Here is a 17,153-nt window from a genome sequence, read left to right as displayed (position 1 = left end):
CAATTCCTTTTTAACCTAATGTATGGGTGACTTCCTGCAAGTCCTTATCGTCCAGCTCACGCTCGAAACTGCGTAAACGTTTGTAGATGGACATCAGCTCCACCAGCGTAGTCCAGGAGCTAATCAGGTACTGGAACGAACCGCGAACCTGACCAAAGACGTTGGTGATCTGGGTCATCAGACCGAGCGTAATCGTACCCGCAACGATGGACGGGAACAGCAGGAACAACCCGAAAACGTTATCAACCTGAAGATAAAGAATGCGCGCAATATTGAAATACATGTAATGGAAATAGAGGCGGAAGTAGTTACGACGTACGGCGCCAAACAGCTCACGCACGGTAGGCGGTGACGCACGGTTGGCATCATCTTCGCCATACACCAGCTCTTTACGGTAGGCCGCTTCCACGCGCTGGTTTTTAAACTCCAGCCCCGGCAGCTTGATCCCCACGACCGCCAGCAGCCCCGTCCCCATCAGTGACCAGACAATCGCGGCGATCACCAGGCCGTACGGCAGATGGCCGACAATCGGCAGCTCCGGAACGTGCGACGAGAGCGTTACCAGCACCGGCAGGAAGGCGATCAGCGTCATGATGGCATTGATAAAGCTCACGCCCATATCTTCCAGCGTAGAGGCAAAACGCATGGTGTCTTCCTGCACACGCTGTGCGGCACCTTCGATATGACGCAGGTGCTGCCAGTGCGCCATATAGTGTTCGTTCATCGCGGTACGCCAGCGGAACACGTAGTGGCTGACGAAAAAGTTATTCATCACGCCGATCACCACGGCGATCAGGGCGATGCCGAGGAAGATCCCCACCTCATGGTAGAACTGGTTTATGGTCACTTTGTGCGGCGAACTCAGCGCCGTCTGGATCAGATCGTAAAACGGCGCATACCAGGCGTTTACTGCTACGCCCACTTCCACCAGGAACCAGGTGACAAAGATGATTAATGACGTGCCGAGAATCGACCAGTATTGCCAGCGGTGAGGAGAATAGACGAACCAGAACATGGCGAAAAGCCCTACGCAGAGCACGTAGTAAGCGTAGAAAAGCAGATAGCTCATGGACCAGAAGCGCGCTGCGCTAATGGGAATGTCGCCCGTCGCGCCCGTAAGACGGGTCAGCCACGCGCCTCCACCGGCCTGCCAGAAAATGACAGCCAGCAGTGCCCAAATAAATGCCGACAGGAAAAATGGCCCCGGCTTTGGGAAAAAAGACTTAAACATTGTGCTTCCTTCTTGTTGTTATGGCTGTTGCTGTGTTCAACATATCGCCACACGAAACCTTGCCTGTGCCAGCCTACCGGTTCAGGCAAAAAAGTCAGACCTGCGGGTGAATTATTAGTTCGCTTTCCGGCTTCAGGAATTGTTTCGGTGCGTTTCATTCGCAACAGCGATCGTAGCGTCTATCATACGGTCGATGTCACAAAATGGGAGCCACGCCGCAAGTAAATTGTTCAAATTTACCCACGGTTACGTTTTTCTCGCTATCGTTATGCAAATCGGGCCATTGCCCGACACCGATTAGTAGTATAAATACCCGTAACTTTCCTTATTCACTTGATGGATGCTTTTCGTTGAAACGTTGTCTGCTCTCTTTCGCCGCGCTGTGTGCGGTGAGCCTGTCCACCGCTCAGGCAGCACAGCCTCTGACGGCCCCGGTTCTGGCCTCTGACATTGCCGATCGCTACGCAAACCTCATTTATTACGGCAGCGGTGCGACGGGAATGGCGCTGGTGGTGATCGACGGTAACCAGCGAGTGTTTCGCAGCTTCGGTGAAACACGACCGGGAAATAACGTTCGCCCGCAGCTGGATTCCGTGATCCGCGTGGCGTCGATAACCAAGCTGATGACCAGCGAAATGCTGGTGAAACTGCTCGATCAGGGCGTGGTGAAACTCGACGATCCGCTCAGCAAATACGCGCCGCCCGGCGCTCGCGTGCCGACATATCAGGGAACGCCGATCAGACTGGTGAACCTGGCGACCCATACCAGCGCCCTGCCGCGAGAACAGCCTGGTGGCGCTGCGCATCGCCCCGTCTTTGTCTGGCCAACCCGCGAGCAGCGCTGGAACTACCTGAGCACCGCCACCCTGAAATCAGCCCCTGGCTCGCAGGCGGGTTATTCTAACCTGGCGTTTGATCTGCTGGCCGACGCACTAGCGACGGCCTCAGGTAAACCCTACCCTCAACTGTTTGAAGAGCAGATCACGCGTCCGCTCGGAATGAAAGATACCACCTACACCCCCTCCCCGGATCAGTGCAAGCGCCTGATGGTGGCGGAAAAAGGGGCCAGCCCGTGTAACAACACGCTGGCGGCCATTGGCAGCGGTGGCGTTTACTCCACGCCTGGCGACATGATGCGCTGGATGCAGCAGTTCCTCTCTTCGGATTTTTACGCGCGCAGCAACCAGGCCGATCGTATGCAGACGCTCATCTACCAGCGCGCTCAGCTACGCCGCGTCATTGGCATGGATGTTCCTGGGAAAGCCGATGCCCTCGGCATGGGCTGGGTGTATATGGCACCAAAAGATGGCCGACCGGGGATTATTCAAAAAACTGGCGGGGGTGGCGGATTCATCACCTACATGGCGATGATTCCGCAATCAAACGTGGGAGCGTTTGTGGTGGTCACCCGCTCCCCGAACACACGCTTCGTGAATATGAGCGATGGCGTGAATAACCTGGTCGCTGAACTGAGCGCCAATAAAGCGCAGGTTCTTACGGCCTCGAACTAGCCTCAATAGTCCGTGGGCAAACGGTTGATACTGACCAGTTTGCCCCGGCTCATATTGATATAGTTCCCCTGCCGCAGCGCCGCCAAAACTTCTGCAACAACCGAGCGTGAAATACGCGTGCTACGCTGAATATGATTCATAACGCCAATTTTTGAACGCAGCGTGTCATCCCACTCGGCCATATTGATCAGCATCGCCCGGATCTGGCTATAGGAATTATTTCCGACCAGCTGCGTATCACGCTTCCCGAGAATATGGTTAATCCAGGACAGCCAGCAGAAAGCATCCTGCCAGAGATGCTGTTGCTGAATAAGTTGACACGCGCGAGAGGCTGGTAAATAAAATCCTGAACAGGGCGTTTGTGCCATCAGGGAATATTCCAGATAGCTGTCATTTATCCATGCGCTTAAACCATAAATAAAAGGTGCCCGTGCGATCCCCACAAGAAGTTCATCAGATTTACGGTGGACGGCGACAAGTCCGGATTGTATTACAAAGGTGGATGGCTCATCATCATTATTATTACCGGTTGTTATTAATTGCTGTGGATCATTCTTAAAAAGGGTACCGGCGACTTCCAGACACGTTATGAGCCGGCTTAATTCAGAAAGTGGTTTCGCATTAACGTTCATGCATACCTCAAGTCATCTGTATCTGTCGGTTCTTTATTATTTTTAAACCATATAAAAAAGCGTGGGTAAAATCCCCCGCGCTTTCTATTTTACCAGGTGTATTTCACACCCAGGTTTGCACCCCAGTTCTGGTCAACGTCGCCGCCGCCCAGATAGGTCGCATCAGTGTAAGCACTGAAGTTTTTCGTGAAGCTGAACTGCGTGCCCAGTCCCACGCGAACCGCAGAGCCTTCCACGCCGTTATCAATGCTGTCATTGTTGATGTCAGCATTGTTGTCGGCATCGTCATACACGTAAGCCAGTTTGAAGTAAGGCGTTAACGCCTGCTCGCCGCCGTAGTTGAAGGTATAACCTGCATCTACGCCCAGTTCATAACGCATACTGTCGTAAGACTGGCCATCGATACGCATGTCGTTGCTTAACTGATAGTCATCACCGGACTGGAACAGGCCAGAGATCGCCGCGTAAGGCGTGACGTAGCCAGACAGGTTGGGTTTCCAGTCATAGCCCAGCTTCATCCCGAAACCAACGGCGTCAGTGGTCGTATTACCGTCAACATATTGACCGTTGCTCATGGTAGCAGAGAGGTCATTGTTAAAGCGGGTGTAGCTCAGGGAGCTGTCGAGGAAGATGTCGTTCATGAACTTCGCCGACGCGTAGATCATCGCAGTCTGGCTATCCTGATCGACCTGACCCGAACGATCGCTGATATCACCCTTCGCGAAACCAGCCGCACCACCGACAATCCACTTCGCGTTATTACCGTCGATCTGAGTGTCCAGACCAACCATAATGCCGCTTACGTCCTGATCGTAGCTAACGGTGCCATTATCTGCGTCAAAGTTGCCGCCAAAATAGCTCACCCACGCTCCACCGTTATCCGCCAGGCCGTGACGGCTGTTGGTCAGACGCGTACCCACGGTATCCTGTTGCAGATTCCAGATGTTGGTATTAGCAGAAGGGATGCTCAGCGCCATGTTGGCGTAGTCAGTCAGCTCTTCCTGCTGGAGAACAACGGTGTCGCCCTTCTGCTGCGCCTGATAGGTGTAAGCCCCTAAATCGGCTTTATTTGCCGCAGTAAAGCTGGCAGCGGTACCCGCGTTATTGTCATAGACGCGAACGATCTCTTTGTTTTTGTAGTCAGCAACAGAGCCTGCGCCAGTTGCATCGTCGATGCGCACTTTATAGTTACCGGCAACATCACCGTTCACCGCCAGGTGACCGTCAGAGTTCAGCGCAACAACACCATAGTCGTAGCCCGCTTTATAGCGATCGTTGGTGATATAGCGAGCGTTATCCAGGTCGCTGTTCAGCACATAATCGCGGCTGGCGACGTTGAGCACACCGCCGTCGGTCAGCACCATGTTGTGCGTATCAACCTGACCCAGACCCAGCGCCAGCTCCGCACCGTTGTCCACGGTAATGGTGTTGGCATACAGCTCTGCGGTCTCTTCAGTCAATGCCGCACGGCTGCCGCTGTCCAGATACAGGCTGTCGGTTGCTACCCCACCGCTGTCGCCAATATTCAGCTCAGACGCATTGGTCAGGGTGATGGAATCCGCCAGCAGGCCGGAGTTTTCAACATTGACCTGAGACTGGTTGTTCACCGTCAGCGCGTCGATGTTGGAGATCTTACGGGTATCCCACTCGGAACCGTTATTCAGCGCCACGTTGAACAGGCCGCTCTGATACACCTCTTCGCCCGCTACGTGACCGTTGCTGTCGAAGGTAGAATCAGGCCAGATGCTGTTTGGAGAAAGCGTGTGCCAGTCTACTTCGCTGTAGCCTTCACCATACATTTGCGCCGTGCCGATGGCTTCAACGCTGGACTGCGCGGCACCCACCCATTTGCTGCCATTGGTCAGCGTGACATCCAGCTTGTCGGTATCATCCCAGCCGTTGGTCGTTGGGTTATAGACACCGTCATTGGTGGTATCCGTTGCCGGATCGCCATTCTCGTAGAAGTTGTTATCAAAGGTGCTGGCGAAAAGGATATCGCCGGTAATGGTAGAGTGATCGAAGGTGGCGGTGGTCTGCATGGCGTTATCAGACGCGCTGGCCGCAACGATCAGCGCCGCATCATCCGCAGCCGTGGCGTTGGTTTCACCGTAGTCACTCGGCTTCGCCGTTTGACCATAGAAGCCGCTGGTACCCAGATCGCTGTACGCGCCAGAGGTCAGCACGGAGTCTTTTACCACCAGCGTATCGGTAAAGATATTGCTGTTGTTTGCCACGCCTTCAACACCGTCGTATGGTGTGTTATCCAGTTCATGATAACCCTGCGTCAGTGTGATACCCGCGACGTGGGAATTGTTCTGAATAACGATATCAGATTCTACGTCCAGGGTGATGGCGTTACCCAGACCATAGGTGTCCAGATAATGCGTTTCTGAGGTTTCGCCATTGACGACATCATACGCGTAATGCTCGTAGGTATCGTTGATGGTGGAGTTATCAACAGTCAGGCCAAAACGATCATACTGGGTATGACGGGTGCCGTCGGTATCCGTACCATCTGCACACATCGTGGTCATACACTCTGACGTGATCATGCCGTTAATGGTGCTGTTAGAAATACTCAGCGTGTTCGCACGGCCATTGACACCATCATCCAGATAGTATGTCGAAATAACCCCGTTCACGGTTGATTTATTCACGACCGGATAAATATCACCGTCATGTCTGGCGTCTGAATAATCCCAGTCAGCGTAGCCATTAAACCACGGCGTGGACGCCGTATTGTCATATCCAAAAGTATTATATGTCGTTCCTGATATATCTTTCGCATTGGCCTGAGAAGCGATAGCCAGGGTGCAGGCTAATGCAAGTTGAGATACAACCAGTTTCTTTTTCCATGTTTGCATTGGGTCATCCCTCCTCAGGGACGTAAGCAAGTTTGTCCATCAAATCATTTGGCAATGTTTAATTGCGGAAGGAATTATGCAGTTTCACTTCGAAAAGGTTCAATGAATGATTCCATTAAGTCCGCATTCAGACAAATAAGATCTCCTACCCGACTTTATATCAGACATTATAAATAAAAATCTTAAAATCAGCACCTTGAACGATTATTCCATTGGCTGTGAAAATATAATAAAAAATAATAGATCATTTATAATGATACTTTCACTTCAATACAGAAATAACGCCAATATCTCTGCGCGTCTAAAAAGCCAAATTAATTTCCCGGTTAATAAATGTATTGCTGCGAGCCGTGGCGCATGTTGCAAAATCAAAAAGCCCACTTTAGTAAAACACCTCCCCCCACTTTCAGGTACACTGTCCCTCTTTGTTCCACAAACATCAGGCATACCATGACCGATTTAATTGCACGTCCCCGTCGCCTGCGCAAGTCACCCGCACTGCGCGCCATGTTTGAAGAGACAACACTGACCTTAAACGATCTGGTGTTGCCGATTTTTGTTGAAGAAGAGATCGATGACTACAAAGCCATCGACGCGATGCCCGGCGTGATGCGCATTCCTGAAAAGCATCTGGCCCGCGAGATTGAACGCATTGCGAATGCGGGGATCCGCTCGGTGATGACGTTCGGCATCTCCCACCACACTGACGCGACCGGCAGCGATGCCTGGAAAGAAGACGGCCTTGTCGCCCGTATGTCGCGCATCTGTAAAGAGACTGTGCCGGAGATGATTGTCATGTCCGATACCTGCTTCTGCGAATACACCTCTCATGGCCACTGCGGTGTGCTGTGCGATCACGGCGTGGACAACGATGCGACCCTGCTGAACCTTGGCAAGCAGGCGGTAGTTGCCGCCGCTGCGGGTGCGGATTTCATTGCGCCTTCTGCGGCAATGGATGGGCAGGTACAGGCGATCCGCCAGGCGCTGGACGCTGCGGGCTTCACCGATACCGCCATCATGTCCTACTCCACCAAATTTGCCTCCTCTTTCTACGGCCCATTCCGTGAAGCTGCGGGCACGGCGCTGAAAGGGGATCGTAAAACCTATCAGATGAACCCGCTGAACCGCCGCGAAGCGATTCGTGAATCTCTGCTCGATGAAGCGCAGGGCGCAGACTGCCTGATGGTGAAACCGGCGGGCGCGTATCTGGATATTCTGCGCGACATTCGCGAACGCTCCGAACTGCCGCTGGGCGCATACCAGGTGAGCGGCGAGTACGCGATGATCAAATTCGCCGCGCAGGCGGGTGCCATCGACGAAGAGAAAGTGATCCTGGAAAGCCTCGGTGCGATCAAGCGCGCGGGCGCGGATCTGATCTTCAGCTATTTCGCGCTGGATCTCGCTGAGAAAAAAATCCTCCGTTAATCTTCACCAAACTGCAATACAACCGACATCTGCTCCTTCTACTGTCTGGGCAAGACGGCAGGAGGAGTGATCAATGTTTAGTCTCGACAGCGTTCTTGATGACCTTTGGCCTCAGGCGAGGCCCGCACCCTGGCAAAAAAGTCTGTTAAAAAGACTGCTCCACGAAGACGAATTTCAGCAGTTTGCCGCCAGCCACCGTCACCTGAAAGGGCTGGATATGGTGGAGCAAGTTCTGGAACACCTTGATATTCTCTGCTCCGTTTCCGCCCGCGATCTCGAACAAATCCCCGAACACGGCCCACTCATAGTGATAGCTAACCACCCGACGGGCACCCTGGATGGGCTGGCGCTGCTGTACGCCGTTTCCCGCGTACGCCGCGACGTCCGGGTTGTCACCAACCGGATGCTGTCCCACCTTGAGCCTCTGAGTTCATTGTTTATCCCCGTGGATAATATGGGCGGCAGAACCGCAAAAGCATCTCTGATGCAGATGGAACAGCATCTGCAAAATGCCGGTGTGCTGATCTTCTTTCCGGCGGGCGAAGTCTCCCGCCCAACGCGCAAAGGCATCCGCGATAAAAAATGGCATCCGGGCTTTTTCAAGCTGGCCAGCAAACTACGTGTGCCGCTACTCCCCGTACATATTCAGGCGCACAACAGCGTGCTGTTTTATGCCAGCACGCTGGTCTCACCAACGATTTCCATGCTACTGCTGATGCAACAGATGTTTCGCCGCCGTCACAGCCAGCTGCCGATCAAAATCGGCCAGCAGATTGCCTGGAATGACCGCTTTAGCGCTACCCTTTCATCGCGTGAGATGGCCGAGCAGTGCCGTCAGCACGTGATACGACTTGGCAAGGGATTGCCTGGCGTCTTTAAAACCCAGTGCGCCATTGCCCGCCCGGAAGACAGGGCCACGCTGAAGCGCGAACTGGCGCAGGCCGAGTGTCTGGGGAAAACCAGCGATGGTAAGACCATCTATCTTTGGCAGCGCAACGGACAGGAAGAGGCGCCTTTGCTGCGCGAGCTGGGGCGGCTGCGCGAGATTGCCTTTCGTGCCGTGGAGGAAGGCAGCGGGAAGCGCCGGGATACCGACAGCTACGATGATGACTATCTGCATCTCATTCTATGGGATGACGATGACCTGGAGATTGTCGGCGCGTACCGTTTTATGCCAACGGCCATGCAGGTGGAAAAGCGCGGCGTCGAGGGGTTATACAGCTACAGCCTGTTCCACTACGACGAAAGGATGCAGGACATACTGGAGCACGGCATTGAGCTGGGACGAAGCTTTATACAGCCGCGCTACTGGGGACGTCGCGGTCTGGACTATCTGTGGTCAGGCATTGGCGCCTATCTGGCGCGCTATCCGCACTACCGCTACCTGTTTGGCCCGGTGTCTATTTCCGGTGGCCTGCCGCCTGCGGCACGGGATCTGCTGGTGGCGTTTTACCGCCTGTGGTTCCCGGCCAGCCATCCGTTAGCCGCTTCGCGTCAACCCTACCCGGCCTCACTTCCGGACGTACTGGCGCAATTTGGCGGGGTGGATTACGTGGACGATCTGACAAAGCTGAAAACGCTGCTCGGCAACCTGGGTTGCGGCATTCCGCCGCTCTATAAACAGTATTCCGAGCTATGCGAGCCTGGCGGCGTGCAGTTTATTGATTTTGGCAGCGACCCGGCGTTCAACAACTGCGTTGACGGGCTGGTGCTGGTGGATTTGTGTTACCTGAAGGCGAACCGCTATCAGCGGTATATAGAAGCACACCTTTAGTATTTGTAGGCCGGGTAAGGCGTAGCCGCCACCCGGCTTTTGTGCTCCGTTCTTGCCGGGTGGCGCTGCGCTTACCCGGCCTACATGAACCGCGGAAACGATGAATTATGGACGGTAAAACGGCTTATCCCCCAAAATCGTCGCCCGCTGCATAATCCTTCGCTGCGGCAGGTAATCCGAATTCGCATAGTGCTGCGTGACGCGGTTATCCCAGATCGCCAGATCGTTCTCCTGCCAGCGCCAGCGCACCTGAAATTCCGGTTTAGTGATATGCGCAAACAGGAAGCCGAGCAGCGCCTCACTCTCTTTTTCCGCGAGGTCCACAATGCGCGTGGTGAACCCTTCGTTCACAAACAGCGCCTGTTTGCCCGTGACCGGATGGGTACGCACTACCGGATGCAGCAGCGGGGGATGTTTTGCGACCGCATCCAGCCAGCGCTGGTGTTCCTCTTCGCTTTTGCGGTACTTGTATTCCTGGAACGATTTTTTGAAGTCATGTTCCGCCCGCAGGCCGCTCAGCAGCGCCCGGAACGGTGCGGAGAGCGCCTCAAAGGCCGCAATGCCGCTGGCCCACAGCGTATCGCCGCCGGTTTCCGGCAGCAATTTTGCCGCCAGAATCGCGCCCGCGGGCGGCGTCTCAATAAAGGTCACGTCCGTATGCCAGTTGTCATTATCGGGCGGATTATCGTTATGGGTGTCCAGAACGATGATTTCCTCCACCCCTTCCGCATGCGGGTAAACCGGGTGGATATGCAGGTCGCCAAAACGCAGGGCCAGCGCGCGCTGCTGCTGTGGGGTAATGGCCTGCTCGCGCAGGAACACCACCTGATGGCGCAGCACCGCATGGTACAGCTGCTCAAACTGGTTATCGCTCAGCGGACGGGTTACGTCCAGGCCTGACACCTGTGCGCCAATGTACGGCCCCAGCGGGGTAATGGTCAGACGTTCACTCATTGTATTTCTCCATGCCAGGGCGTCAGGCGACGCTGTAGCGCGCGCAGTCCCAGTTCTAATCCAAAGGCGATCGCGGCGATCACCGCGATCCCTGCCAGTACCACGTCAGTCGCCAGGAACTCTCCCGCCGACTGCACCATGAAGCCCAGGCCGCGCGTGGCGGCAATCAGCTCTGCCGCCACCAGCGTGGACCAGCCCACCCCAAGGCCAATGCGCAGCCCGGTTAAAATCTCAGGCAGCGCGCCGGGTAAAATGACGAACAGCAACACCTGGGCGCGGCTGGCCCCCAGCGACTGCGCCGCGCGAATGCGTACCTGTTGCGCACTCTTTACCCCAGCCAGGGCCGACATCGCGACCGGTGCGAAAATCGCCAGATATATCAGTAAGATCTTTGATGTTTCGCCGATGCCAAACCAGATCACCATCAGCGGCAGGTAAGCCAGAGGCGGTACAGGGCGGTAAAGTTCGATCAGCGGGTCGAGTATGCCGCGCACCGTCGGACTCAGTCCCATCGCGATCCCCACCGGAACGCCAATAATGACCGCTGCCAGCAGCGCCACCAGAATACGTGTCAGACTGGCGCCTAAATGCTGCCAGAGCGTGGCATCCATAAAGCCCTGCGGCCCGGCGATGGTAATCAGTTTTTCCAGGACCTGGCCTGGCGGGGGCAGAAACAGCGGGCTGACCCACTGCTGCGCGGCAACCGCCCACCATACCGCCAGCAACACCACCAGCGTGCCGACGCTTAACGTGAGCTGGCGCGAGAACGGCCAGCGTAAGGCGAGACGCGTCCGCCGCGTTTTTTCACTGAAAACAATGCTCATGAGAAGGCCTCCCGTTGCTCAAACACGCGGCTTAAGACGTATTCACGCTGTTCAATAAACAGCGGGTCGGACTTGATGCTGCGTACCGGCTCTCCCGCCACATAGCGCCGGGCAAACTCAAGCGGTAAACGTTCCAGCACGCGTCCCGGCCCGGGTGATAACAGCACCAGTTCGGTCGCCATAAACACGGCCTCTTCGATGTCATGAGTAATCAGCAGCACCTGCTTGCCGGTTTCGTGCCACAGGCGCAGCAGCAGGGTTTGCATCTGCTCGCGGGTGAAGGCATCCAGCGCCCCGAAAGGTTCGTCCAGCAACAGCAGCTGTGGGTTTGCCGCTAGCGCACGGGCGATCCCGACGCGCTGACGCTGCCCGCCCGAAAGCTGCCAGATGAAGCGTTTTTCAGCCCCCTCCAGCCCGACCTTTTTCAGCATGTCGCGCGCCGTATTCAGACGCTGTTCACGCGCTACGCCAGCCAGTTGCAGACCAAACGCAACGTTTTCCTGCACGTTTCGCCACGGAAGCAGCCCTTCGTTCTGAAAGACCACGCCCCGCTCTGCGCCCGGCCCCGTTACCCGTTTCCCTTCCAGGTGGATCGTGCCGTGCTGATACGGTACAAACCCGGCGATCAGGTTCAGCAGCGTGGTTTTCCCGCAGCCGGACGGACCCAGCACCACCAGCAATTCACCGCTGTCCAGCGTCAGGTTGATCGCTTCCAGGGCCGGTTTGCCGCCGTAATCGGCAGACAGGTTTGTAATGTTCAGCATCGCTGCCCCCTTATTTCACAAAGCGATCGGTCACGAACTGGCTGTAATCCGCCGCCACCGCAGGTACTTTGCCCTGCTCTTTGAGGAACGTCGCAGTGTCGACAATCGCTTTGCTCACCGGCCCGTTCAGCTGCTGGACCTGCTGCGCAGGCGTCAGATAGGTATTGCCTTTCACCAGCCCCGGCACGTCCGCTTCCGGCACGCCGCTCAGACGTGAGAGTTTCTCCAGGTTGGCGGGCTGTTTCAGCCATTCATCCGGGTTGCTGATATAGGGTTGCTGGGCGTCAATGGCGCTTCTGGCGAAGGCTTTCACCACTTCAGGGTGTTTTTCAGCAAAGTCCTTACGTACGACCCAGACATCAAGGGTTGGCGCGCCCCACTGCCCCACTTTTTCGGAGTCGGTCAGCACGGTGCCCTCTTTTTCCAGCTCGTTGACGGCGGGCGCCCAGACGTATGCTCCGTCGATGTCGCCACGCTGCCAGGCGGCAATAATCGCCGGAGGTTGCAGGTTAATGATTTGCACCTGGCCCGGCTTAATGCCCCAGTGTTTCAGCGCGGCCAGCAGGCTGTAATGCGTAGTAGAGATAAACGGCACCGCGATGCGTTTGCCGATCAAATCTTCGGGTCTGGTGATGGTTTTCTTCACCACCAGCGCTTCGGAATTTCCGAGCTGCGAGGCGAGCAGGAAGACTTCGATCGGCACCTGCTGGCTGGCTGCTATGGCCAGCGGGCTGGAGCCAAGGTTGCCAATCTGCACGTCGCCCGAGGCAAGCGCCCGCACAATCGCCGCGCCGCTGTCGAACTTGCGCCAGTCGACTTTCGCCCCGCTCTCTTTGGCGAAGGTGTTATCCGCCTGCGCGACTTTCGCCGGTTCCGCAGAAGTCTGATACGCCACGGTGACGTCCACCGCCTGCGCCTGAAAGCCCACAGCGCCAGTGCGCCGAGAAGTGTGATTCGCGATGAAATTGCCATAGTGCCTGCTCCCCTTGTTGTTATGGAGGCAGTATTTCCGGCGCAGGAAGTTTGATAAAGGAATAAAAAAGAATCGCTAATGACGATTCGTTTTTAGAAAAAAAGCGGGAAAGGATAGTGAATTTTGTGCGGTTGTTTCGCCGGGTGGCGCTGCGCTTACCCGGCCTACGGTTCGTGCAGTTTGTAGGCCGGGTAAGGCGCAGCCGCCACCCGGCAAAGACCTCAGCGCTGCGCGTTAAGCTCAGCAATATCTTTCGGCGTGGTGCGACAGCATCCGCCGATTAACTTCGCTCCCGCTTCCAGCCACTGCGGTAAATATCCTGCCAGCGTCTCGCAGGCTTCACCGTGGTGATGCCAGGTTTTGCTCACTGCATCATAATGCTCGCCCGAGTTCGGGTAGACCACCAGCGGCAGCGACGTCAGGCTGTGCAGATGAGTCAGCGCCGCGGTGGTGTTTTCCAGCGCGATACAGTTGATCCCCAGCGCGACAACCTGCGGATAGTTTTCCAGCACAGAAACGACATCCCGCAGCGGCGTCCCGTCGCTCAGGTGCTCGCTGTCACGCAGGGTAAATGAGAACCATGCCCGGGCGCGGGGATACGCCGTGAGCAACGCCGCCAGCGCCTTTATTTCCGGGAACGACGGCAGCGTTTCACAGGCCAGCAGATCCGCGCCTGCATCCAACAGCGCCTCCACGCGCGGGCGGTGGAATTCTGTGAATTCTTCAGCGCGACGCACGTAGTCACCGCGATATTCAGATCCATCGGCAAGATACGCGCCGTACGGCCCTACCGACCCCGCCACCAGCAGCGTGCCCGCCTGTGCGTTCTCCGCCAGGTATGCTTCGCGTGCTTTGCGTGCCAGCTCTACGCTTTTACCAATCAACGCCCGGGATTGCGCCTCGTCCAGCCCGCGTGCGGCAAAACCCGCAGACGTGGCCTGATAGCTGGCGGTGATCGCCACCTGTGCCCCCGCGCGGTAGTAGTTGAGGTGCACGTCACGGATCAGCTCAGGGTTTTCCATCAGCACTTTGGCCGACCAGAGGTTGTCGGCAAGGTTACAACCGCGCGCTTCCAGCTCCGTTGCCATCGCCCCATCCAGCACAATAAACGGCTGGTTTTCAAGGAGGGCGGTAAGCGGATTATTCTGCGACATGTTCAGGCTCCTGCGTGGTCAGATTTCGGGTCAGGTAGTACGCACCATAGCACAGGGCGACAAACGGAAGCCCGCAATAAAGGGCAATACGCTGGCTGGGATCAAACCACAGACCAACGCAGGCCACCAGGCAGAGGATGAAGCCGAGCACGGGCACCAGCGGATACCATGGCGCGCGATACTGCAACGCCGATAGCGGCTGCCCGGCTTGCACGTGACGGCGACGAAACATGAAGTGCGACGCGCAGATGCTGATCCACACCGCCACCACCGCAAAACCGGAAATAGCAGACAGGGCCACAAACACCGTATCCGGCGCGACCACGCTGGAGAACAGCGCCAGCACGCCGCCCAGCATGGAAACGGAGAGCGCCGTCAGCGGCACGCCGTTTTTGTTGACGCGGGCAAAGCAGCGCGGCAGCGTTTTCTCGTTCGACAGGGACCAGAGCATACGGCCAGAGGCGTACAGGCCCGAGTTCGCCGCCGAGAGGATCGCCGTCAGGATCACGAAGTTGAAGATATCAGCCGCATATGGAATGCCGACCTTTTCAAACACCAGGACGAACGGGCTTTTCTCCACGCCAGCCTGCTGCATCGGGATCAGCGCCGCCAGCACAAACACGGTGCCAATAAAGAAGATGATGAGCCGCGCGATGGTAGTGCGGATAGCGACCGGAATAACCTTGTGCGGGTTTTCCGTTTCCCCCGCCGCGATGCCGATAAGCTCCGTACCCGAGAAAGCAAAGTTGACCGCCACCATGGTCATCAGGATCGGCAGACCGCCGTGCGGGAACCAGCCTTCAGCGGTGATATTGCTCAAGCCCGGCGCGGGTGAACCGTCCTGCATCGGGATAAAACCGAAGATCGCCGCGCCGCCAAGAATAATGAAGGCGATGATGGTGATGACTTTCACCAGCGAGAACCAGAATTCCCCTTCGGCGAAGAAGCGCGTGGAAATCACGTTAAGGCCAAAAATCACCACGCAAAAGACAACGCACCACGTCCAGACGGGAACCTGCGGAAACCAGTACTGCATACAGAAACCGGCGGCGGTAAAGCTCGATCCCAGCGCCACTGTCCACGTAAGCCAGTAGAGCCACGCCACGGTATACCCTGTCGCCGGGCCGAGATAGCGAGCGGCGTAGACGTGGAACGCGCCGGTCTCGGGCATCGCCACGGAAAGTTCGCCCAGACATTGCATAACCAGCCAGACCACCAGCGCACCGATAAGATACGCCAGCAGCGTGCCCGCCGCGCCAGTTGTCGAAATGATGTATCCGGTATTGAAAAATAACCCTGTGCCAATAACGCCGCCCAGCGAGAGCATAATCAGGTGGCGGGTTTTCATGGTGCGCTTAAGCTGCCCGTTTTGTTGTTCTGTTTGCATATTACCTTCTAAACGTATGGACATCTAAACATCCAAAGAAGGGTGTTATACCGCGATTGTTAACAAAAAGCCACCCGCCGCGACTTCGGCGCAATTATTGGTAAATCCTTAAATCAGTTCTATAGTCGACACAGTTTCTTCTTCACCAGGACTCACTATGCGATTTAACGGACTGACCAAAGGTTTCTTTATTCTCATCCTTGCCCTTGTTACCTGGGCTTTCTTTGACGTGCTGTCGCCCTATTTCTCGGCGATTCTTTGGGCTGCGATCCTGACCATCATTTTCAACCCGGTGAAAAACAAACTGCGTACCGCACTGGGCGATCGCAACGGGCTGGCTTCACTCCTTACCCTCGGCATTATCTGCCTGATCGTGTTTATTCCGTTGATGGTGATCCTTTCTTCGCTCGCGGTGGAACTGAACATGGTTTACACCAAGCTGCAACAGAACAATACGCAGTTCCCGGAAGTGATCGCAGGTATCTTCAACCGTCTGCCGGACTGGGCCAGCGGCTTCCTGGCGGATCACAACCTGACCAATGCCGCGCAGATCCAGAAAAAACTCTCTGATGTTGCGTTACAGGGCGGGCAGTATCTGGCAGGAAGCGCGTTCCTGATCGGTAAAGGGACGTTCGGCTTTGCTATTAGCTTCGGCATTATGTTGTATCTGCTGTTTTTCCTGCTCAAAGACGGGCCTTATCTGGTGCGCCAGATCCTCGACTCGCTGCCGTTGTCTGACTTCGTCAAACAGCACCTGTTTGCTAAATTTGTCGGCGTGTCACGTGCCACCGTAAAAGGCACGGCGGTCGTAGCGGTGGTGCAAGGTACGCTTGGCGGAATTGCCTTTGCCATCGTCGGTATTGACGGTAGCGTACTGTGGGGTGCGCTGATGGCGTTCCTCTCCCTGGTGCCTGCCGTCGGCTCGGCTATCGTCTGGGTTCCCGCCGCCATCTTCCTGTTTGCCACCCACCAGTTGTGGCAGGGTCTGTTCATTGTGGGCTTCTTTGTCATTATCGTCGGGCTGGTGGACAACCTCTTACGTCCGCTGCTGGTGGGCAAAGACACTAAAATGCCGGACTACCTGATACTGATCACCACGCTTGGCGGTATGGAGCTGTACGGCATTAACGGCTTTGTGATTGGGCCACTGATTGCCGCCCTGTTTATCGCCTGCTGGAACCTCTTCTCCGGCCGCGACCACGCTGGCAACGCCGAGGAGCTGGACGCAGAGTTTATCGAAGAGGGAAAAAATCCTCCGGATCTCTAACGAAACGCGTTCTGTCAGGCGGCCCTGTGCCGCCTTTTTTTTCGCGATAAATCAGGCGTTTTCTATAATCTGAAAAGAACGCTCTTCCACATTTGTCGTAGAAGGATCCAACTGGTGCGAATCGCCACGATCACAAACTGGGCTTATGGTGTCACAGTGTGCCTGACCATTGCCTCCGGCATCGTCATGCTGATGGCTTCCCATGCCGACAACGTCGAACGTCAGGCTGTTAAACAACGACAAATTTTTGACCAGCTTACGGAAGAGATTGAAGCAGAAACCTGGATGCTCTCCGATCTAGCGCGCCTTTACGCCATCAAAAAAGAGCCCGAGGTGGACTTTGTTGAATAAATCGAACTTTTGCTGAGTTGAAGGATCAGATCACGCATCTTC

General features: G+C 55.9%; 12 protein-coding genes and 2 pseudogenes. 5 read left to right on the top strand and 9 right to left on the bottom strand.

Annotated elements, in window-relative coordinates; genetic code table 11:
* Positions 1–10 precede the first annotated feature (10 nt).
* Positions 11–1,231 (bottom strand): peptide antibiotic transporter SbmA, encoded by a 1,221-nt coding sequence (gene sbmA, locus ACOTX7_RS01760; RefSeq protein WP_006809941.1) that lies wholly within the window; start codon positions 1,229–1,231, stop codon positions 11–13.
* A 350-nt stretch (positions 1,232–1,581) separates the two neighbouring features.
* On the opposite strand from sbmA, the gene ampH reads away from it, so the two are divergent.
* On the top strand, positions 1,582–2,742 hold the full coding sequence (gene ampH / locus ACOTX7_RS01755) for a D-alanyl-D-alanine-carboxypeptidase/endopeptidase AmpH (RefSeq protein WP_006809942.1): 1,161 nt from the start codon (positions 1,582–1,584) through the stop codon (positions 2,740–2,742).
* 2 nt (positions 2,743–2,744) lie between these two features.
* Here ampH and ACOTX7_RS01750 read toward each other — a convergent pair whose 3' ends face one another.
* Positions 2,745–3,374 carry a helix-turn-helix domain-containing protein gene (locus ACOTX7_RS01750; RefSeq protein ID WP_001102072.1) on the bottom strand — a complete coding sequence of 210 codons (630 nt, stop codon included), beginning with the start codon at positions 3,372–3,374 and terminating at the stop codon, positions 2,745–2,747.
* Between the two features lie 89 nt (positions 3,375–3,463).
* Entirely contained in the window at positions 3,464–6,238 is a 2,775-nt protein-coding gene (locus tag ACOTX7_RS01745; protein ID WP_221256963.1) for an autotransporter outer membrane beta-barrel domain-containing protein, read from the bottom strand.
* 450 nt (positions 6,239–6,688) lie between these two features.
* On the opposite strand from ACOTX7_RS01745, the gene hemB reads away from it, so the two are divergent.
* Both hemB and ACOTX7_RS01735 read left to right on the top strand, forming a co-directional pair.
* On the top strand, positions 6,689–7,663 hold the full coding sequence (hemB, locus tag ACOTX7_RS01740; protein ID WP_006809944.1) for a porphobilinogen synthase: 975 nt from the start codon (positions 6,689–6,691) through the stop codon (positions 7,661–7,663).
* A gap of 73 nt (positions 7,664–7,736) precedes the next feature.
* Positions 7,737–9,437, top strand: coding sequence for a lysophospholipid acyltransferase family protein (locus ACOTX7_RS01735; protein WP_032673779.1), 1,701 nt, complete (start codon positions 7,737–7,739; stop codon positions 9,435–9,437).
* Positions 9,438–9,542: 105 nt separating this feature from the next.
* Here the strand turns inward: ACOTX7_RS01735 and tauD are convergent, their stop codons facing one another.
* From tauD to mmuP, 6 genes and pseudogenes are all read right to left on the bottom strand, one after another.
* Positions 9,543–10,391: a taurine dioxygenase gene (gene tauD / locus ACOTX7_RS01730; RefSeq protein WP_221812999.1), complete on the bottom strand. Its 849-nt coding sequence runs from the start codon at positions 10,389–10,391 to the stop codon at positions 9,543–9,545.
* On the bottom strand, positions 10,388–11,215 hold the full coding sequence (gene tauC / locus ACOTX7_RS01725) for a taurine ABC transporter permease TauC (protein ID WP_221256962.1): 828 nt from the start codon (positions 11,213–11,215) through the stop codon (positions 10,388–10,390). Before tauC ends, tauD begins: the two co-directional genes overlap by 4 nt.
* Entirely contained in the window at positions 11,212–11,979 is a 768-nt protein-coding gene (tauB, locus tag ACOTX7_RS01720) for a taurine ABC transporter ATP-binding subunit (protein WP_006809948.1), read from the bottom strand. Before tauB ends, tauC begins: the two co-directional genes overlap by 4 nt.
* Before the next feature lie 10 nt (positions 11,980–11,989).
* Positions 11,990–12,951: pseudogene (tauA, locus tag ACOTX7_RS01715) on the bottom strand (taurine ABC transporter substrate-binding protein).
* 222 nt (positions 12,952–13,173) lie between these two features.
* Positions 13,174–14,106, bottom strand: a complete 933-nt coding sequence (mmuM, locus tag ACOTX7_RS01710) for a homocysteine S-methyltransferase (protein WP_221256960.1) — start codon at positions 14,104–14,106, stop codon at positions 13,174–13,176.
* On the bottom strand, positions 14,093–15,493 hold the full coding sequence (gene mmuP / locus ACOTX7_RS01705) for an S-methylmethionine permease (protein WP_006809951.1): 1,401 nt from the start codon (positions 15,491–15,493) through the stop codon (positions 14,093–14,095). Before mmuP ends, mmuM begins: the two co-directional genes overlap by 14 nt.
* Before the next feature lie 157 nt (positions 15,494–15,650).
* Here mmuP and ACOTX7_RS01700 point away from each other — a divergent pair, with 157 nt between their 5' ends.
* Positions 15,651–16,760: an AI-2E family transporter gene (locus tag ACOTX7_RS01700; protein WP_006809952.1), complete on the top strand. Its 1,110-nt coding sequence runs from the start codon at positions 15,651–15,653 to the stop codon at positions 16,758–16,760.
* A gap of 114 nt (positions 16,761–16,874) precedes the next feature.
* A pseudogene (locus ACOTX7_RS01695) lies at positions 16,875–17,096 on the top strand (hypothetical protein); the annotation flags it as partial.
* Positions 17,097–17,153: the final 57 nt, after the last annotated feature.

This window comes from Enterobacter cloacae complex sp. IR5418 (genome assembly GCF_049238105.1).
Taxonomy (GTDB): Bacteria; Pseudomonadota; Gammaproteobacteria; order Enterobacterales; family Enterobacteriaceae; genus Enterobacter; species Enterobacter hormaechei.
The sequence above is the reverse complement of the archived record's forward strand: the minus strand, read 5'-3'. Positions and strand labels throughout refer to the sequence as shown.